The organism is Aquimarina sp. AU58 (genome assembly GCF_900312745.1).
Taxonomy (GTDB): domain Bacteria; phylum Bacteroidota; class Bacteroidia; order Flavobacteriales; family Flavobacteriaceae; genus Aquimarina; species Aquimarina spinulae.
Genome location: NZ_OMPD01000014.1, coordinates 1464159 through 1485425 on the forward strand (window position 1 = coordinate 1464159; position 21267 = coordinate 1485425).

General features: G+C 32.1%; 17 protein-coding genes. 7 read left to right on the forward strand and 10 right to left on the reverse strand.

The genetic code is table 11. The annotated features are described in order from the left end of the window. Positions 1-7 precede the first annotated feature (7 nt). A complete protein-coding gene (locus tag DK441_RS17705; RefSeq protein ID WP_109851871.1) occupies positions 8-460 on the reverse strand; it encodes a hypothetical protein in 453 nt (150 codons plus the stop codon). 167 nt (positions 461-627) lie between these two features. On the opposite strand from DK441_RS17705, the gene DK441_RS17710 reads away from it, so the two are divergent. Then, positions 628-1680, forward strand: a complete 1053-nt coding sequence (locus tag DK441_RS17710) for a M12 family metallopeptidase (protein WP_160112154.1) — start codon at positions 628-630, stop codon at positions 1678-1680. Positions 1681-1762: 82 nt separating this feature from the next. Here DK441_RS17710 and DK441_RS17715 read toward each other — a convergent pair whose 3' ends face one another. Then, complete coding sequence (locus tag DK441_RS17715; RefSeq protein WP_109851872.1) at positions 1763-2617, reverse strand: DUF6503 family protein; 855 nt, start codon at positions 2615-2617, stop codon at positions 1763-1765. A gap of 103 nt (positions 2618-2720) precedes the next feature. Then, on the reverse strand, positions 2721-4370 hold the full coding sequence (locus DK441_RS17720) for a serine hydrolase (protein WP_109853553.1): 1650 nt from the start codon (positions 4368-4370) through the stop codon (positions 2721-2723). A 218-nt stretch (positions 4371-4588) separates the two neighbouring features. Between DK441_RS17720 and DK441_RS17725 the strand changes: the two genes are divergently transcribed. Continuing rightward, positions 4589-6850: a S9 family peptidase gene (locus DK441_RS17725; protein ID WP_109851873.1), complete on the forward strand. Its 2262-nt coding sequence runs from the start codon at positions 4589-4591 to the stop codon at positions 6848-6850. Between the two features lie 55 nt (positions 6851-6905). Here DK441_RS17725 and DK441_RS17730 read toward each other — a convergent pair whose 3' ends face one another. The 6 genes from DK441_RS17730 to DK441_RS27205 all read right to left on the reverse strand — a co-directional run bounded on the left by DK441_RS17730 (position 6906) and on the right by DK441_RS27205 (position 13423). Continuing rightward, entirely contained in the window at positions 6906-7511 is a 606-nt protein-coding gene (locus tag DK441_RS17730; protein WP_109851874.1) for a MarR family winged helix-turn-helix transcriptional regulator, read from the reverse strand. Positions 7512-7583: 72 nt separating this feature from the next. After that, positions 7584-7847: a DUF2024 family protein gene (locus DK441_RS17735; RefSeq protein ID WP_370444326.1), complete on the reverse strand. Its 264-nt coding sequence runs from the start codon at positions 7845-7847 to the stop codon at positions 7584-7586. A gap of 7 nt (positions 7848-7854) precedes the next feature. Continuing rightward, entirely contained in the window at positions 7855-8580 is a 726-nt protein-coding gene (locus tag DK441_RS17740) for a hypothetical protein (protein WP_025665974.1), read from the reverse strand. Positions 8581-8685: 105 nt separating this feature from the next. Next, a complete protein-coding gene (locus DK441_RS17745; RefSeq protein WP_109851875.1) occupies positions 8686-8919 on the reverse strand; it encodes a thioredoxin family protein in 234 nt (77 codons plus the stop codon). A gap of 148 nt (positions 8920-9067) precedes the next feature. Further along, positions 9068-12331, reverse strand: coding sequence for a DUF2723 domain-containing protein (locus tag DK441_RS17750; protein WP_109851876.1), 3264 nt, complete (start codon positions 12329-12331; stop codon positions 9068-9070). Positions 12332-12433: 102 nt separating this feature from the next. Next, complete coding sequence (locus DK441_RS27205; RefSeq protein ID WP_305000508.1) at positions 12434-13423, reverse strand: response regulator transcription factor; 990 nt, start codon at positions 13421-13423, stop codon at positions 12434-12436. A gap of 199 nt (positions 13424-13622) precedes the next feature. Here DK441_RS27205 and DK441_RS17760 point away from each other — a divergent pair, with 199 nt between their 5' ends. Then, entirely contained in the window at positions 13623-14006 is a 384-nt protein-coding gene (locus DK441_RS17760; protein ID WP_109851877.1) for a hypothetical protein, read from the forward strand. 92 nt (positions 14007-14098) lie between these two features. Here DK441_RS17760 and htpG read toward each other — a convergent pair whose 3' ends face one another. Beyond that, complete coding sequence (gene htpG, locus DK441_RS17765) at positions 14099-15985, reverse strand: molecular chaperone HtpG (protein WP_109851878.1); 1887 nt, start codon at positions 15983-15985, stop codon at positions 14099-14101. 945 nt (positions 15986-16930) lie between these two features. On the opposite strand from htpG, the gene DK441_RS17770 reads away from it, so the two are divergent. From DK441_RS17770 to DK441_RS17785, 4 genes are all read left to right on the forward strand, one after another. Beyond that, on the forward strand, positions 16931-18985 hold the full coding sequence (locus DK441_RS17770; protein ID WP_109851879.1) for a sensor histidine kinase: 2055 nt from the start codon (positions 16931-16933) through the stop codon (positions 18983-18985). Continuing rightward, a complete protein-coding gene (locus DK441_RS17775) occupies positions 18978-19610 on the forward strand; it encodes a response regulator transcription factor (protein ID WP_109851880.1) in 633 nt (210 codons plus the stop codon). The genes DK441_RS17770 and DK441_RS17775 overlap by 8 nt, the downstream gene beginning before the upstream one ends. A 135-nt stretch (positions 19611-19745) precedes the next feature. After that, on the forward strand, positions 19746-20018 hold the full coding sequence (locus tag DK441_RS17780; protein WP_109851881.1) for a T9SS type A sorting domain-containing protein: 273 nt from the start codon (positions 19746-19748) through the stop codon (positions 20016-20018). Positions 20019-20236: 218 nt separating this feature from the next. Continuing rightward, positions 20237-21244 carry a 3-oxoacyl-ACP synthase III family protein gene (locus DK441_RS17785; RefSeq protein WP_074408180.1) on the forward strand — a complete coding sequence of 336 codons (1008 nt, stop codon included), beginning with the start codon at positions 20237-20239 and terminating at the stop codon, positions 21242-21244. The last annotated feature ends 23 nt before the right edge of the window (positions 21245-21267 follow it).

The following is a 21267-nucleotide window of genomic DNA, read 5'->3' on the forward strand; positions in this document are numbered from 1 at the left end:
CTGATTACTATGTAGTAGGGATGTTTTTCTTTTGATTGTTTGGATGAGCATAAGCATATTGTTTTTTTATAAAACGGATTTTTCTGAAACGTAAAGCCGTCCAATCTTTATCTATAGAAACATGATTTATGGGTTCGAGATTATAATCTCCAAGAACTCCCCAACCATAATCTCTATTAATTTCTGTAGTATATTTTTTAGAGTTTTTTTTGGGATATGCAAACCAAAGTATAGCATCACCTACCAGTTTTGGATATACGGTTTCTATACGATTTTCTATTTGCTTCTTTTCGGTAACAAATATAACAGCAAAATCAACCTCTGATACCTGAATCAAAGACTCTTTAACAGTTACACCTTTAAGGCAATCAAGGTCTTCACAAAACCCTTCGGGTTCATTAAGTATTAATATCTCATCTAAAAAGGGAGGTAGCTGTAATTTTTTAAATAAAGGTGTCATGAGAATAAATTTTAGAAAAACTTGTGTCTCTTAAAGATACGAAAAAAACTGGTCATTTTATAAACTTAATGTTTTCATGAAAATATTTACATCTTGATTTGCATTAAGAACAATAAAAACAAGAAAATTGAAGTTTACTTTATAACACAAACTCAAATATATACATTATGAAAACAGTTTTTAAGAGCACCGTACTAGGTGCTTTAGCATTCGTTGCATGCACAACTTTCACTTCTTGTGAGAAAGATCAAGACAATGCTCACGAACAACTAGAAAATCAAACAGTAGTTGAAAAAGGAATCTTACATGAGCAAGCTTATCCAGAACGAACAGGAAAATTAGTTACTATCGAGCTTAACGGGGAATCTGTCGAAGTTGAAGAAATCGACGGGCAGTATGTTTTAGGAGATATCCTTATTGATAAAGAGGATGTTATGATCAAAAACGGTAAAAGTACAGGGCGTACAGGAAGTAGATGGCCAAACAACACCGTGTATTATGAAATACAAAGTAGTTTACCTAATCAGGCAAGAGTAACCAATGCGATTGCACATTGGGAGGCAAATACAAGCCTTAAATTTGTGAAAAGAACTAATCAGACAGCCTATATCTACTTTAGAAGTGGTAGTGGATGCTCTTCTTCTGTAGGTCGAACAGGTAGAAGACAAAATATCAATCTTGCAAATGGGTGTTCTACCGGGAATACAATTCATGAAATAGGTCATGCTGTTGGGTTATGGCATGAGCAAAGTAGAAAAGACAGAGATCAGTATATCACAATCAATTTTCAGAATATACAGGCGAATAGGGATTTTAATTTCAAAACATATTCTCAGCAAGGGTATGATGGTGATGAGTATACCAACTCGTTAGATTTTAATTCGATTATGTTATATGGTTCTTATGCCTTTTCTGCAAATGGGCAACCTACTATTGTAAAAAAAGATGGATCTACTTATAACGCACAAAGGAATGGGCTTTCTAGCGGAGATATCGCCGGAATAAAAATTATGTATCCCGGTGGCGGTGGAAATGATATTTGTGAAGGAGTGGCTCCTTGGTCCAGTTCTCAAAATTACCAAGTAGGAGATCGTGTAACATATAGAGGATATTTGTATGAAAGAACATCTAGTGGTTGGACTCGAATAGGGCAGTGTGGTACATCAAAATCATCAAACGCTCAAGATGCGCCACATCTTAACGATGTAGCAAAAAATTAATACTGCATTTTGTAAAAGAATAGGATAAAAAATAAACCCCTCCAGAATTTATTCTGGAGGGGTTTTTAGTATTGAAGCTACATCATAACTTTATCTCTTTGGCATTATCAGGAGTTTCAAAAATAGAACCTTCGTCATCCAGAAAGGTAATATCTGTAATTGTGGCTTCTCCCAATTCATTAGTGATACCTTTTTCTTCAGTCCAACCATAAAACTTCCATTTTGTAGCAAATGGTATTCCTTCTACGGTTTTAAAATCTTGATATTGTATAATATGCGGATCACTCTCTGCCTTAGTAATATCACCTTTACTTCCAAATGTAACAATATACGCTGTGGCTTGTAAAGTGTGATCTTTGGGATCTGTATAAATAATATACCAGTCATCTGGAGAATCCCCAATACCTTTTTCGAAAGAAAGCTTAGCAGTTTGATACTCTACTTCGCTTAAAGCTCTCATGTTTTCTAGCTCTAATTTGCTGCCGGGATCATTTAGTTTATATGGCATGGCAAAGAAATAAGTCCAGGTAAAGATATCGAAACGTGCTCCTTTATCGTTTGCATCTTCTGGGCACAAAAAAACGTTTTCACCAGTATAGATCAATTTACTCTCATCTTTTTTATCAATTCTGATTTTTGTAGAATTCGTTAACATGGTGATTTTTCCATCCAAACGTAATTTACCACCAAAGGAAATAACAATATTAAAACTTACCGCTTTATGGGTTAGGAAATCAGCTTTTTTATGTGCTTTCTCAATGTTTTTAATATGATGATCCATAATAGATACAGCACCATCTCCCATACCGCTATCTGGTTCTACCGGAATCTTTTCGGTTTTATTATCTGTAGCATCTGTAGTTTGATTTTCTTGCTTTTTATTGTTACCACAGCTTGAAATGATAATGGCCATGATCAAAATCCATAGATTTTTCATAAATAATAGTTTGTGTTACAAGTATTAAAATTACTAAAACCAATACTTCAACAAACAGTTTTTAGGAAAAATGTAACAGAAGATAGGCTAACTTTATAAAAAACTAATCAATACGTTTGGCAGGAGTTTTTTGTCCTCCTTGATTAAGTACAGCGCTAACCACCTTATTATTTTCTTTTATAAACTCTAGAGAAGCAGGGAACTCTTTTACAAAAAATACAGTTTCGCTTTCTGGATATATTTTGAAACTTTTTTGCCCTGTAGCTTGCGAAATCAGTTGTCCGTTTTCTAAAGATATTGTAAGATTAAATCCTTCTTTGATCTGGTAGACCCCTACATATTGGCTAAGTATATTTTCGGATACAGTAATAGCCTTTTTGTCTGCAGGAATAGGCGCATTTGTTTTAAATCCTTTAGATTCTTTAACTCTATTTTTAAAAATAGCTTCAGGTTTTTTACTATCAGTTTTAAACAAGATTTCAGAAAAACTATCCTCGAAGAAAAAAGTGTTTTCTGCTTTAGGAAAGATTTTGAATTTCTTACCGGCATCTCTTTGGCTGTATAATTGACCATCCTTTAAGCTAATACTTCTAACAGCTCCATCTTCAAATTTATATACACCGGTTAGTTTTTTTAATACTGAAGCTGAAACATTTGTTATTTTCTCTTTTCCGTAAGGTTTATCTATCGCTAAGGCTGCAATACGAATTGTAATGTCTGTAGGGCTATTGCAGTTGCAATTGGTTAATATTGCAGCATGTACATCTTCTTCAGGAATATAAATCTGATAGGAGGTATATCCAAAGATGCCGCCACCATGTTCAATTGTGGGTACTCCATTGATCTCATTTACACTCCATCCGTATCCATAATAGGTAGGTTTTCCATTATTTAGTGTTGTATTCTGAAATGCTTTTTTAATAGTCTCTGTTTTAACCAGAGTATTGGTGTTAACTGCATTTTGCCATTTATGTAAATCTTCTACAGTACTCATCAACGAACCGGCAGCATAGGGTAATGTCATGCTTAGATAAGCAGAATTAACATACCCTTCTCGAGTTTGATATCCCGAAGCTCTGTTTTTGATGATTTCTCTTTTACTACCATAGTATGAATTATTCATCGCTAATGGTTTGAAAATATTTTGCTCTACAAAATCCTCATAAGATTGTCCAGAAATTTTTTCAATTATAAAACCCAGGATAATATATCCAGAGTTATTGTATAACCATTTTTCGCCAGGATCAAAATCCATAGGTTCATTTTTAAAATAATTGATCAACTCGGTAGGAGTCATATCTTTTGCAGCGATCTCTGATAAATTCATAGAGGTGTAACTCTTAATCCCTGAAGTATGATTTAAGAGGTGATGTATTGTTATTTTTTTTCCATGTGTAGGGTAATCTGGGATGAATTTGGTGATTTCATCTTCGATGGTAAGTTTACCTTGTTCTATAAGCATTAGGATAGCAACCGAGGTAAATTGTTTAGTGATAGAACCTATTTCGAAAACATTATTAGGCTTCATAGGAACGTCGAGTTCTATATTAGCAAGCCCAAAAGCTTTATGATAAATGATTTTTCCTTGTTTGGCAACCAAAACAGTAGCTCCGGAGCCATCTGGTTTATACCTCTCTTGCAGAAGAGTATCAAATTTTTCTTCGAGACTTTGTGCAAAAGAGGAAAAAGAAAGAGCCGATAAAAATAGTAACACTACAAAAGTTGTGATTGACGAATGTTTGGTGATTTTCATAATAAGCTTTTTAATCGATTTATCCATATGACGCTCTAATACATTAATGGTTACAAAAAAATGAATAACTACTTGACTAATTTATGATGAATGATGTAACAAAAAGTAGAATTTGGTTACTTACTATTTACAAACACTCTTAATTAATCAATAAAATCTAACATATAATGAAAACAAGATCATTAAAAGTATGGACCACCTTTATCGTGTTACTGTGCATGTCTTTTACTCAGTCGTATGGACAAGAAGTTACAGGAACCTGGAAAGGGAAATTATCGGTTCAGGGGGCAGAAATTCCTTTAGCATTTCATATAGAAAAAACGAATGGAGCATTAACAGCAACAATGGATAGCCCATCTCAAGGAGCAACAGGAATCCCTATGGATACAGCACTTTTTGAAAACAATCAATTAACTTTAGCATTAAAACAAGCAGGAGTTAAATATGTAGCAACTGTCGATGCAAAAAAACTTACAGGAACTTTTTATCAAGGCGGAATGGAACTACCACTAGAAATGGAAAAATCAGAAAAAACTATACCAGGTAACCCAGAATTAGTTACTACAGATTCTGCTCTTGTAGAATTAGGTAATTTGGATAAAGGGGATTATAAATATTCAGTTGAAGATTATTTTGCAAAACCTAAAGCCAGAACTTTTCGTTTTTCTCCAAACGGGAAATACCTTTCTTATAGAGAGAAAGATGATAATAAAAAAAATCATGTATATGTAAAAGAAATTGCTACAGGCAAAATTACTCGTGTTATTGAAGAAAAAGAAGAATTGATTCGAGGATATGGTTGGGCAAATAATAACCGTTTGGTTTATGTAATGGATAAGGGAGGAAATGAAGATTATCATCTCTTTGCTGCAAATATTGATGGATCAGATCAAAAAGAATTAACTCCTTTTGAAGGTGTTCAGGTAAATATTCTTGAAGGTTTAAAAGAAGATGAAGATCATATGATCATTTCTATGAACAAGAATAACAAACAAATTTTTGAACCTTATAAAATCAATATAATTACTGGTGAGATTAAACAATTATTCAAAAATGAAGATGCTGCAAATCCAATTGCTGGATATAGTTTTGATAAAGATGGTAACCTTAAAGGATATGCCAAAATAAGAGATGGAGTAAACTTTGATTTATATTATGCCAAGGAAGAAGGAAAATATGAAATCATTAAACAGTTAAACTGGAAAGATACATTTTCTATTCTGAGATTTGATTATGCTACAGATAATCCTCATGATGCATATGTGGTTTCTAATCTGAAATCTGATAAATCTCAAATTTATTTATACGATCTTAAGGCAGATAAAGTGATTAAGAAAATTTTCTCGAACGATGAATATGATGTGTCTAGCCTTTCGGTGTCAAAAAAACGAGGATATGAGTTAGACTACTTTTCTTATGAAGGAGAAAAGAGTATAATTGTACCAGTAAGTGATTATTATAAGAAATTACACGCAAAAATTACAACGAAATTTCCAGATCATCAATACTCTATTGCGGATAAAACGGATGAAGAAGATAAATATTTAATTTTCTTACAAAGTGATAAATTATATGGAGTATATTATTCTTACGACAACAAGACTGGCGAATTTAAGTTGTTATATAACTTAATGCCACAGCTGAAGGAAAAAGATATGGCCGAAATGCGTCCAATTACTTTTACAAGTAGAGATGGCTTAACTATAAATGGATATATCACTTTACCAAAAGAAGCATTACAAGGAAAGAAAGTTCCATTGATTGTAAATCCACATGGCGGACCACAAGGTATTCGTGATTCATGGGGATTTAATCCAGAAGCTCAATTGTTTGCTAGTAGAGGGTATGCAACTTTGCAAGTGAATTTTAGAATATCTGGGGGGTACGGAAGAAAGTTCTTAGAGTCAGGATTTAAAGAAATTGGAAGAAAAGCTATGGATGATGTAGAGGATGGATTAAAGTATGTAATCGATCAAGGTTGGGTGAATAAAGATAAAGTAGCTATCTATGGAGGGAGTCATGGTGGATATGCAGTGTTGAGAGGCCTAACTAAAACTCCTGATTTGTATACTTGTGGTGTAGATTACGTTGGAGTTTCTAATTTGTTTACTTTTATGAAAACTATTCCTCCTTATTGGAAACCTTATTTAAAGATCATAAAAGAAATATGGTATGATGAAGATGTGGCCGAAGAAAAAGCTATCATGGAAGAAGTGTCTCCTGTATATCAAATAGATAAAATTAAAAAACCACTATTTGTAGTGCAAGGAGCAAATGACCCCAGAGTAAATATAGATGAATCAGATCAGATCGTTAAGGCTTTAAGAGATAAGGGGTTTGATGTACCTTATATGGTAAGATATGATGAAGGTCATGGTTTTGGTAAAGAAGAAAACTCTATAGAGATGTATAAAGCTATGATGGGATTTTATGCAAAACATTTAAATAATAAAAAAACAACAAAACCTGTAAAAGGATAAATTAGATTCTTTAATTGTAGATAAGAACCTCCTGAAACTTGATTCAGGAGGTTTTTTATGGTTTTTCTTCAAAGTCAGCACAATCTAATCTGATATCTGCATCTTCAAGCTCTGTTTGTATAAAATTACAATAATGATTGCTTTTATTTTTTTCATAGAACTTACAAGCATAACAAGTTCTCTGTACCGATAATATTCCAGATCTGTTTAGCTGATAAATTAAGATATTAATGGTCTTCAACAAAGATTCTTGTTCCTCGGTATCAAAATTTAAAAGTTGCTTCTTGATAGGGTCTGCAAAGTTTTCAACTTCAGAAACATTTTTTTGTCCTTTTGGAGTTAAGCTTATGTAATAACTTCTATTATCTGTTGACGTCTTATTTTTGAAGATCATTTCTTTTTTTTCTAGTGCCTTAACAGCATCACTAATTGTAGGTTTAGTTACATTAAACTCTTTTGCAAGATGACTTACTGTACATAAACCTTCTTTGTGATATGCAATAAAAATTATGATCTGTATCTGTATAGGACTTAAGCCTGCAGTTTTTGCGTGTTCCCATAACAACGTTCTAAAGACCTCAGAAATGCGTTCCAGGCCAATTACAATTTTGCTATTGATATCTTTATGTTGAAATGATATGTCAAAAATACTTTTACTCATATAAAATGCTAAAGAGAAAGCATCACTTTCTCCTTAGCAAAGTTAGTAATCCTAATTATTTATTTGTCGTTTTTAGCAATTTTCCATTTCAATAATCGAATATCCTTTGATTTGGATATCATTTATCATTTCTGGAGTTGCTTGTTCAATATGGCAGAGCCTACATTCATTAGTAGTAATTTTCTCTGTCTTAAAGGGTTTAGTATCCAGGTAATTTTCTCCGAATTTAAACACCATATCCTGATCTGTTATAGAATCGGGGACGAGTATGTCAAAATGCATTATGATCCCATCATTTCGTTGTACGTAAGTATCCCAAACGGCTATTTTCATCATTATAATATTACTTTGATTGTACGGTATATGGAAGAGACAAGTCGGTGCTTAAAACATTATATACTTTATACACACCAAGCATAGGTTTATCTTTGATTTCTGTATTTACCTGCATATAGGCAGAAACGGCATCGAACTTAAAGTCGGTTTGATTATTTATTCTATAATCTGGTATTACTACTTTAATGCTTGTTTTGTTGGTAATGACTTGAAAACCGGGTGAATCCATATACATAGGCATTCCAGGATTAGTGGGAGGTAATTTTACCGAGGTATCTGTTTTTTTGAATTGCTTTACCGATAATCCGCCTTCGACCCGATCATCTTTATGAAGAACCACCCAATGAGGATGCCATATGATCCCATCGTTATCATAGATAGAATCATTATTCTCATCCCATAATGGGGTGTCATCAAAATCGGGATGAGATGTTAAAGCCAATGCTAGAATACCCTTAGTGTCATTAAACCCTACATCTGTTGGTTTTAGAGTCGTAGGAAAAACATAACCCAAAACGGGAGCACCGTGCAATTGCCCTGCCGGAGCTGGAGTTGTTTTTCCTGCGTTTCCTTTAACATTAATTTCCCAAATAGTACTATTGATATTGGTATCATGTATAACAGAAGCCTTTACTATTTGTAGATCATCAGTATTGTATTTTTTACATTCGTCACAGGCAATTAACGTACTGCTAAGTGCCATGAATACTATAGTTATAATTAAATTTTTCATTTTTTTTTTGGTATTGTTGGTTTAAATGAGTCAACCATGATAAATAATTGACTCATTTCAAAATTGTATTATAATTAGGATTCCTAACTATTTAAATTAAAAAAATTATCCTTTTACATCTGCCATAGAAGCTCCAAAGTTAATATGTAGCACATTTCCATTAGGTGTTAGAAGTGCAGGAACAGATTGAACTCCTGCTGTTTCAGCATTTTTGATTTGAGAACGATCTTCTCCTAAATGAACAATCTCTACATTGTCTTTCCCAATTAGATTAACAATATCATGTTCTGCACTAATACATACTGGGCATCCAGCATGATAAAAAATTGATTTACTCATTTGTATATATTTTAAGGTTATGCAAAATTGCAATGCAAATATAGTAAGGAATCCTAACTAAAAAAAAGAATTTTGTAACTTTTTAATATGATTAAGAGAGAATCTTTTCAATTTAAAAGAACTATTATATAAAAAATGGGGTCTCTTTTTAATCTTTAAACGCTTTGTTAGAATCCTTGTCTTTTAGTTCATGTTCAGGTTTTTCATTTAGGTAGTTTTCCTCATTGTATAAACGAGAAAATAGTTTAATGTATTGATTAAATTCCTCGACTTTATGGTCTATTATTTCATTGTCCTTATATATAAACAATATGTCTACTAAGCTTCTATAATATTCTATGTTTGTGACAATCTCTTGAGCATATTCATATTGTTCTTTAATAGATAGGTTTCCGTAATATGTTAACTGTTCTTGATATTTTTTTGCCAGTGTATTCCATAGATTTCTAGCTTTTTTCTTTTTCTCTAATTGATAATATCCAGAAACGAAAGACCTTAGTAAGCTATAATACCCGTAGTATTCGACTGGTGTTTTTTCAATTCCCAAGTCCAGAATTTCTTCTGCCTTTATTCTTTTTCCTTCATTAATTAATGTTTCAGCCAGTCTGCTTATACTACTTCTATAACTAATTCCGTTTCTTCGAGTCTGTGGATCATGATAGATATTTGGATCTTCTCCATTTCCCCAGCTCCAATTTTTAACAATTGGATACATTATATCAGTATTGATTCTACCCATTTCATATGGATTATCAGGGTCTATTTCTGTTTGAATAGGTACTAATTTATATACCAATCCATCGAGTTGTAGATATTCTTTCATCCAAATATAATCGTCATCACCAAAACTACCTCCCGAAAAATATATTGGTCTTTCCCAATTATTATTAGCGATAATATCCAGCATTAATAAACGATGTTTTAATATATAATCTCCTTTTAGATGGATATCTATATAAGGTACTATTTTATCAGCATCTTTGGGGTGAACAATACCATTTTTGAGTACAGCTTCTTTATCTACAGGAATTCGAATATGTTGAGAAGGAAAGGTATTTACTTTTTTTCCACTTTGAAGACCCCCTTTGGTTCTGGGGTCACTAGACTCGATCCATTGCAACCAATTTTTTATTAGCATTGTATCGTTGGTAATGGGTTTATGATAAATAACATCGTTATTTCCATATCTATAAAATTCATGTAGAAGTTGTGAAGGAATGGGAGCGCTTTTATATGCAGCTCTTTTCATTTGATCAATGTACCAATCGGTGGTTAGATAAGTGGTTACTATTACTCTTACATCGGTTCTATATTCCTCAATATCTTGTATGTACCACAAAGGAAATGAATCATTATCTCCAATAGTAAATAAAATAGCATCTTTTTGACAAGATGATAAATACATTTTTGACATAGATTGGGCTGTATATCGATTAGATCGATCATGATCATTCCAATTCTGTTGAGCAAGTATAATAGGTCCTGCAAATAAGCAAGGAATTAGTATCATCAAGGATGTCATTTTAAAATTTACTAGGTTTTTAAGGGTATCAAATAATGCGTATACACTAAATCCTACCCAAATGGCGAATACATAAAAAGAACCGACCAAAGCATAATCACGTTCTCTTACTTCAAATGGTTTCTCATTTAGATATATTTTTAATGCTAATCCTGTGAAAAAGAAAAAAACGAATAGCACCCAGAAGTTTTTTTTATCTTTTTTGAATTGAAATGTAAGTCCTATAATCCCTAATAGAAGTGGTAAAAAGTAATAAGTATTACGAGCTTTGTTTTTAAGAACATCACTGGGTAGGTTATCTTGTGATCCCAGGTGTATTTCGTCGATAAACTTAATGCCACTTAACCAGTTTCCGTTTTGACTTGTCATTTCTCCCTGGATGTCGTTTTGTCTTCCCACAAAATTCCACATAAAGTATCGCCAATACATATAACCAATTTGATAGCTAAACATGAAGTTGATATTATCTCTGAAAGATGGTTTTTCTATATTGAGGTAATTGCCAAAGGATTTAAGAAACTGGTCATAATCTTTATTATCTCTTTTACTTGTGGCATATTCTCGTCGGAATCTGGTCACTGCATCAAGCAATTTTTTTTCATTACTAAATTCGGGTTTGATTGTGAACTTAGGTGGCTCCGAAAATTTCATATAATTAGGAATATGCTCTAAGCTCCACATCCTTGGGAAAAATCCTTTGTGGTTATCGTCAAGGTTTTGTTTTGCATTTTTCCAATCATTTACTATAATGTATTTCCCTGTTTTTTTATCTTTTTCATATTTTGGAATACCGTCTTGATACGGTTTTTTTTCATCTAGGTATGCATAAGCCTCTGTGTATTGAGGACCGTAAAACAGGTAAGTTTTTGGGTATTGTTCTAAGTTATAATACGCCAATACTTCTCTAGCATTATTTGGATTGTTCTCATTAATTACAGTACCCGCATTTGCACGAATTGGAAGCATGATCCAGCTAGAAAAACCAATCAGAATAAAGAGTATAGAAAGGAATAGGGTATTAAGAAGGGGATACTGCTTTTTTCGAGTGTATTTTAATCCGAAGTAAAAGATAATTGCAATTATTAACCCGGCAATCAAGGTTCCTGAGTTAAAAGGTAAGTTAATAGTATTAATAAAGAATATCTCAGAAATACCAAAGAAAGCAAGTATAGATGGTAGTAATACTTTAAAAATGAAGACCAAAATGGCGACTACTATGATATTAGCACAAATAAAACTCTTTGTATTAATGTTTTTATAATTTTTAAAATAGTATAATAGGCCAATAGCTGGAATTGACAATAATCCCATAAAGTGAACACCGAAAGATAATCCAACGATAAAAGATAGTAATAATAGCCATTTGTTTCCTCTTGGTAAGTGCATATCTCGCTCCCATAATAACCCCAGATAGAATAGAAGAGATAAGATACAAGTTGCCATGGCGTATACTTCGGCTTCTACTGCATTAAACCAAAAACTATCTGTGAAGGTAAATGTTAATGACCCTACTAATCCGCTACCTAGTATTGCAATTGTTTTATTTATGGTAAGAGTTTTATCCTTTGGATTAAGTTTTCGAACAAGATGAATAATAGACCAAAACATAAATAGAATGGTAAATGCACTGGCAATAGCAGAAGTACAATTGAGTATAAAAGCAATTTCTTTTGGATCAGATGCAAAAATTGAAGCAAATGCTCCAATCATTTGAAAAAGAGGAGCTCCTGGTGGGTGTCCAACCTGTAGTTTAGAGGAAGTAGATATATATTCTCCAACGTCCCAAAAGCTATTAGTAGGTTCTACAGTAAGTAAGTAAACACTTAAAGAAATTATAAAAACTACCCACCCTGTTATTCTATTCCATTTTTGAAAACTAAGTTCTGTCATTTATTTTGATCACAATTTTATGTTCTGAAATCAAATAAATGTGAAAATAAATATCCAGGCTATTTTTAATGAGCCGAATAAGGTACTAGTACGGGTATGATTTTATTTTTTGAGCAATAAATCTTGTCTGCTAGAGATATTTAACTTGCTGTAAATGTTTGTGATATGTGTTTTTACAGTGCTTAGGCTTATAAATAATTCGTTTGCAATTTCTTTATTACTTTTTCCTGATATGATGAGGTTTTTTATTGCTTTTTCTTGCTTGCTAAGAGGTATTGCTTTAGGGGTTTTTGATTTTTTCCATAATTTTATGGCGATCAAGACTAATACAACAATAACAAGAAAAGCTATACCATTAACCCATAAGCTTACTTTGTATTTATGGTTAACGATTTCTCGAGTAATAAAATTGAGTTTATTTTCGAGATATGCATAGGTGGATGGATCAAGTTCACTGGATTTTAATTCTTTCAGAAAACTTAGATAATATTCTGGATTGGCTTTAGCATCTTTTTCTAATAAATTTTGGTCATCTAGTTTTTTAATGCCAATAAGTTTTACCAAAAGTATTTGCAAAGAATCTTTTACATACCCTTTGGTTTCTATAAGGTATTGTTTAGGATCAAAATCATCGGTTAGATTTTCATATTTGGCTTCAAACTTTTTTAATTTTTGCCACTCTAAATCAGCAGAATTACTTGTAGTATACTTCCCAAACATCGTTTCTCCTTTGGTAAAGTGAATGGTGTCTTTTTTAGATAGTATAAATAGTTGAAAGTTCTTTATCTTGTTTGAAAGCTTATTTTTTTCTTCGGCAGATATAGGATTAAGTTGTATCTTATAAATACGTTCTTTTGAAGTAAATAAGTCTTGATCAAACGCAAAAAAACCTTCCTCGGTTAAAGGAGTTGATGCAATTGTAGTTGTATGGTAAGTATTGGTATTTTCTTCAAGTTCAATTTGACTTAGATAAACCTGTTGTTCCCATTTTTCGGAATGTTCTATATGTATATAACCAGAAACACAATTTTGCCCGAATATTGATGAAAAAAAGAATAACAAAATGATTAGAAGGGAGTTTTTTTTTCTCATTTTTTAGTGATATGAATATAAAACCGTAACCGTAATTTTATTAAATATAGTAAAGGTAATAAAATATAAATTGCTTCAAATTTAAAAATGAAGTATCATTTTTTAAGTATTTACATTTACATATTAGGTTATGAAATGACGCAACCTTTAGCAGAAAAAAACATCTATCCAATATAAAAATTATTGATGAAATAGTATTATGAAAAAAATTCTTCTTGTTATTATAATTTGCACTCAATTTAGTTGTTCAAAAGATGATGATTCCTCTATTCCTGAGACAATCCAAATTAGAATCAAAAATATAAGTCAGTTTAATTATTCAGATATCCAGATAAATACTGGTGGAGGTGAAAATAATTATGGAAATATTTCTGCCAGTAGAACATCGAAGTATGGAGGTTTTGATTTTGCATACAGATATGCGTTGGTAGAATTGAAGATTAATGGAGAAATATTTACAATCCAACCAATCGATTATTTTGGAGAGGTTAAATTGACTCCGGGGAATTATACTTATGAAATAGGAGCTAATGATTCTGCCGAACGATATGGCAAGCTTACTTTAAATTTAGTTCGAGATTGAATTAGGTGATATAATAAAATAGATATAAAAAACCGCTTCAATGTGTTTAACAACGAAGCGGTCCAATATCTATAAGTATAGCAGTCTAACTACTATTTTATCATATCGTAACTACGTTTAATAAAATCTGTTAACTCTTCTCCTTTTAATAGATTTTGAGAAAGTCTGGCCAAATCCAGAGATTGTTTTATTAAGCGTTCTTTTTTCTTATCTGTTTTGGTAGCAGCAATTTGCCCAATTAGTTCATGATTTGTATTAATGATCAAATTGTACATTTCTGGCATATTACCCATACCAAACATTCCACCACCACCGGTTTGTTGCATCTCTTTCATACGACGCATAAACTCTGGTTGGGTAATCATGAATGGAGAAGCATTACTATCCATAGCTTCTAATTGTACGGTATATGTTTCTTTTGGAACTACTTTTTCAAGATCAGCTTTAAGTGCTTCTTTTTCTTCATCAGATAATTTAGAGATGGTTTCTTCATCTTTTTTGATAAGATTATCGATGTGATCCCCATCTACACGTGCAAAAGAAATATTTTCTTTACTAGTCTCCATTTTTTGGATCAAATGAGAAACAATAGGAGAGTCTAAAAGGAGTACTTCATATCCTTTATCTTTGGCAGCAGATATGTATGAGTGTTGCTCATCTTTATTAGAAGCATAAAGAAGAACGAGCTTACCATCTTTGTCAGTTTGAGAATCTTTAATTTTTTCTTGTAATTCTTCAAATGTAAAGAAAGAACCATCTATTGTTGGATATAGTGCAAATTTGTCAGCTTTTTCGAAGAATTTATCTTCAGAAAGCATTCCGTATTCGATCACAATTTTAATATCATTCCATTTTTGCTCAAAATCTTCTCTATTGTTTTTAAACATAGAGCTTAGTTTATCAGCAACTTTACGAGTGATGTAACTAGATATTTTCTTTACATTACCATCGGCTTGTAAATAAGATCGGGATACATTAAGAGGGATATCAGGAGAATCAATTACACCTCGAAGCATGGTAAGGAATTCTGGAACAATACCTTCTACATTATCAGTAACAAATACTTGATTTTGATATAATTGGATTCTGTCTTTTTGTATGTTCATATCCTGACCCAGTTTTGGGAAATACAGAATCCCGGTTAGGTTAAAAGGATAATCTACATTAAGGTGGATATTAAAAAGAGGCTCTTCAAATTGCATAGGGTACAATTCTCGATAGAATCCTTTATAATCCTCATCTTTTAAATCGGCAGGCTGTTTTGTCCACGCAGGATTAGGGTTATTGATAATGTTATCAACTTCTTGAGTTGGTGCAGGATCTTCTTCTTTAGCATCCTCGGGTTTTGGTAATGTTTCCGTTTTAGTACCAAATTTTATAGATACTGGCATGAATTTATTGTATTTCACCAATAACTCACTTATTCTGCTATCTTCAAGAAACTCAGCATCATCTTCGCCAATATGCAGGATGATCTCTGTTCCTCTTTCTGTTTTATCATGTTCCTCTATACTATAGGTTGGAGATCCATCACAAATCCAATGTGCAGCGGGCTCATCTTTATAGGATTTTGTAATGATTTCTACTTTGTCTGCCACCATAAAAGCAGAATAGAACCCAAGACCAAAATGCCCTATTATTCCAGAATCTTTAGCACTATCCTTATATTTTTCAAGAAATTCTTCGGCACCAGAAAAAGCTATTTGGTTAATATATTTCTCAACCTCTTCTGCAGTCATACCAATTCCTTGGTCGATAATATGTAATTGCTTTTTGTCTTTATCCACTTTAATCTCGATAAGTGGATTTCCATATTCTACTTTAACGTCACCAATACTTGTTAAATGTTTTAGCTTTAAAGTTGCATCTGTTGCATTCGAAATGAGTTCTCGTAAAAAAATCTCGTGATCAGAATACAAGAATTTTTTAATTAATGGAAAAATGTTTTCTACAGATACATTAATACTTCCTGTTGCCATTTTTATATTGTTTTTAGTTTAATTGTCATCTTATGGTGTGGTGTATTCAAAAAAAATACCAATAGTATGTATCTGCCAAACTGGCACTGAAGTAAGTTTTTTTCATATCTGTTGTAATGATTTGTTGACACAATGGACTAAGGATGTAAATGGGTTTTTTTGAAGTATATAGTTTGTTTACAATTCAATATATAAATGCTATGAATATTGGTTTAATACGCATAGCTAATTTAGAAGGGAGAAACTTTGCTATGAGAATAAATACCCTAGAGTTGTAAACTGTATAAATTCTGATTTGGCGATGGTTTTTATTATCGCCATCAGGATGATTGGTTTTGAAAAAGATTAAAAAATAAAATACTTAAAAATATATCAATCATATATTTTTTTGAAAACATAATCTGTTACTTGATCTAAAAGTAGAGATTTTGAAGAGTACTATAGTCGGTCACCCGACTGGCTTGGTTTGTTTATTTATTGGTTAGGTTGATAGAAAGATGCGCTGTGGTTGGCGCATCTTTCTCGTTTTAGAGGTAGCCATTTTATATACAAAGTCGTAAATAATGATGCATAGTAGATTAAAATCTGCTTACATCGGGTATGATGTTTCCCGATGTGATAAATACAGTAAAAACAATTGGTCGAGTTAATACTGTTTTATAGCAGTATTTGATTAATGTAATGTAAGTCTTTTCTTATAATTCTAATGAGATGCATCAAAAAATTGAGATCATTTTGGTGTAATGTAATAGAAACTGCGAGTTGTTTTGTATACTGTTGATTTACAGGTTTTAATGTGGTGTTTAGAAAGAGATTAAGTGTAAGGCTATCTATTAATTTTTTAGATTTCTTAATAAGAAAGAGGTTTAGATACAAAAAAATTGAGACCTGTCATGCAATTTGAAAATACATTTATGCGTATCTTCACAATTAGAACCCCCTAGAATGTTAAGAAGCAAAATATACATATCTATTTTTGTTGCTACATTTCATTTTTATGTTTTTTCGCAGCAGAGAGAGACTGTTTTAAAACTAATAGACCAAGTAGAAAATGCAACAAATACAAATGAAAAGCTTTATTTATTAGATTCGTTATCGAGTGTATTATATGAAAAAAGGAATTCAGATTTTGAATTTTACAAACAAAACTATCCGAAATATACACTACAATATATTGATTTGGCTAAGCAACTGGATAGCTTTGATCTGGCAGCTTTTAAAACTTCACGACTTACATTTCATTATCTTCAGGTAATTGGTAAACCAGATTCTGCATTGGTTATTGTAAATAATTGTATTAAGGATAGTCTCAAAATTAAAAATAAAATTAACCTGGGACATCTCTATATTAAAAGGGCAGGAGCGAATTATCAAATTGATAACTTAGAAAAAGCAATTGTAGATTATACTAATGCAGAGAAAATATATCATCAAACCAAAGATTCTATTTTTGAGGCAGATGCAACTTATTTTAATGGGCAGGCATATGAGCGATTGGGTAAACTTTCTAAGGCAATTTTAAAATATCAGGCAGCTAATCGATTATATACCAAAATGAAAGATACTGCTTATATAGCGTATAGTGGGTTGGCAGTATCCGGAATTTTTAGCCAACTTTATCTTTTGGAGAAATCTTTTGAAGAAAGGCAGAAAATTAGAGTATTATTGAATAGCCAAAAGAATAAGGATTTTCAAGCTTTATCTGAATTAAGTGTAAATGATGCTCGTGATTTTGTAAAGAAAAAAGAATATAAAAAAGAAGGAGAAGCTTATCTAACTGCCCTTGCATTGATGAGAAAAGAGAAAGGTCGCCATGCCAATATGTTTAGGTTAAGGGCATATGTTTCAGAATTTTACTCTAAACAAGGCAAACAAGATATTGCAAAAAAGTATTTAGACACCCTCGAACTTTCTACTGATTTAATAAATAGCCCTTATGATAGAATATTTTATTTAAAAGCATTAGGTAGATATAAAGTTGCAAAGGGAGAATATAAAGAGGCGATTCCTATTTTTGAAGAAGAGATTGAGATTTTTAAGAATTCGAATGATATTCAGGGACAGGTACATTTGGAAAAAGAACTCTATGAAGCAAATAAAAACCTGAATAGACTACCAGAAGCTCTAATACATTTAGATAGATATCAATTATTGAAAGATTCTATCTATAATTTAACCCGATCTAATAGTGTTATTTATTATCAGACATTATATGAGGCAGAAAAAAGAGATAGTAAAATTGCAATTCAGAAAGCTAATATCCAGATGCTCGAAGCAAAAGATAAAGCAAAGAAAAACCTGTTAATATTTGGAGGCATCGGTTTAACGCTTTTGTTTTTATTGATCTATTTGTATAGAAATAGAATATTTCTGATTCGAAATAAAAAACTACAACAATCATTTTTACAAGAACTTTTGCAAACCCAGGAACGTGTTGGGAAACGCATCTCTAAAGACCTTCATGATAGTGTTGGTCAAAGTTTGTTACTCATTAAGAACAGGATTCTACAGAACAAAGATACCAAGACAGCTACTGTGGTAGATGGTGTAATAGATGAAGTGAGAGCTATCTCAAGAAGTTTACATCCATTTAAATTAGAAGAACTAGGTCTTACGGTAACTTTACAGAGTAGTGTGGAGATGATCGACGAGAATTACGATATTTTTATTTCGGCAGAAATAGATAATATCGACCAGGTGTTTGATCAGGAAAAAGAAGTTAATATCTATAGGTTGGTACAGGAAAGCTTTAATAATATTATTAAACATTCTAAAGCGAGATCTGCAGAAATTAAGGTGACTAATAAGGAAAATAATGTAGAAATAATTATTAAAGATAATGGTAAAGGGTTCGATGTTTCTAAAGAAAAAATATCGATCTCCAAAATAGGTCTTAAAACATTAAGTGAGCGTTCAAAATTTTTGAAAGCTACTTTTGATATACTGTCTGAAATTGATAGTGGGACTACGTTGATATTTAATATTCCGAAACATGCTTAAACCTAATATACTTATTGCAGATGATCACCCTTTATTATTAAGAGGGCTAGAGGAATTTTTGAAAGAACGGAAATATAACATCATAAATACGCATTCTGATGGGCTTTCTGCGTATAATGCAATCATAAAAGATAAACCAGATATTGCTATTTTGGATATCGAAATGCCTAATCTTACAGGTGTAGATATTGCTAAAAATTGTAAGCGATACCAGATAGATACCAAAATCATTTTGATAACTCTTCATAAAGAAAAGAAGTTTTTTGAAGATGCAGTAAAATATAATATTCATGGATATTTATTAAAAGAATTTGCTTTAACAGAGATTGAGGCTTGTATAGCAAGTGTAAGTAGGGGAGAACCTTATTTTAGCGAAAAAATATACAAACGTTTCACAAATGTTTCAGAGCGTAATTCGGATATAGAAAAACTAACTCCTTCCGAAGTTAAAATCCTAAAACGCATAGCAGAAGAAATGACAAGTACAGAAATTGCAGATCTTTTGAGTATTTCTGTGAGAACTGTCGAAAAGCACAGAGCAAATATAATTCGAAAACTTACCCTTGAGCAAAAGCCAAATGCTTTGTTGATCTGGTCTCAGAAAAATAAACAATTACTACTCTAACCAGGATATGTTCACTATTGTAGCCTAATTACGTGGGGCTACGTATGTTTTGAGGTGATGTATATCTATATATTTGTCTATATAATAGTTGAATAGAAATCTTTTTGATTTTGACAATAGAAAAAAACAAAGTCGATGCAGGATATTATTACTGAAATAAATGGTTCTAGAGGTAGTTCATTTTCGGTTTATCCAAATCCTTTAAAAGGGGAGGTTTATATTGACTGCAAAACCGAAATGCCTAATGCCAGCTGCGAAGTTTTTGATCTAAATGGAGATTTAATTATAGGGAATAAAAATTTGTCGATTAAAAATACAATTTCATTTACTTCTTTTCCATCAGGAATGTATACTATTAAGGTACGTGATGATAATAAGGTAGTGATAAAGAAATTTCTAAAACTCTAGTTTTAGGAAGATTGGGGGATGGGGACTACTAATTTTAATTAGTAGTCTCTTTTTTTACAGAGGTTTGTAATACAGTTATTTATGATTTATTTGTTATGCGCGCATATAATATAAGCAGGGTTTCTTTTATCAAAATGTTAAGAATACATATATTGTGTGATAACTTTTAGTTAAGCAAAAAATAACTCACAACTCACAATACATAATAAACTAACAACATGTATACTTCAAAAATATCTGGTTTAGGGTCTTATGTCCCTGAAAATGTCGTAACCAATGATGATCTATCTAAGGTGATGGATACAAATGATGAATGGATTCAGGAACGTACCGGTATAAAAGAACGACGTCATATCAAAAAGGGAGATGGTAATAGTACTTCTATTATGGGAGTCAAAGCAGCAAAAATAGCTTTAGAGAGAGCTAAACTTACTACAGATGATATAGAACTTATCATTTTTGCAACTCTTAGTCCTGATATGTATTTTCCTGGAGGAGGAGTTAGAGTTCAGGAAATGATGAACATGAGAACTATCCCGGCATTGGATGTTCGTAATCAATGTAGTGGGTTTGTATATGCGATATCGGTAGCAGATCAATTTATCAAAACCGGTATGTATAAAAATGTATTGGTCATAGGAAGTGAAAACCATAGCGGTGGTTTGGATATGACAACTCGAGGAAGAGGGGTTTCGGTAATTTTTGGAGATGGAGCAGGAGCAGCGGTATTAACAAGAAGTGAAGAAGAAGGTAGAGGAATTTTGTCTACACATTTGCATAGTGAAGGGGCCCATGCCAAAGAACTATCTCTAGAAGGTCCTAGTACAGAACATTGGGTGCCAGAAATTATTTCAGAGAATCCTCAAGAAAATATTCCTTACTATCCATATATGAATGGTCAATTTGTATTCAAAAATGCAGTAGTACGTTTTTCTGAAGTAATTAATGAAGGGTTACAGGCCAATAATTTATCTGCTACAGATATAAGTATGTTAATACCACATCAGGCAAACCTGAGAATTTCTCAATTTGTACAACGACAATTTAAATTATCTGATGATCAAGTTTATAATAATATTCAGAAATATGGTAATACCACGGCTGCATCTATTCCTATTGCATTGACAGAAGCTTGGGAGCAAGGTAAAATTAAGGAAGGAGATTTAGTAGTCTTAGCGGCCTTTGGAAGCGGGTTTACCTGGGGTAGTGCTATTATTAGATGGTAATCTAAATAAGTAAAAAAATGAAA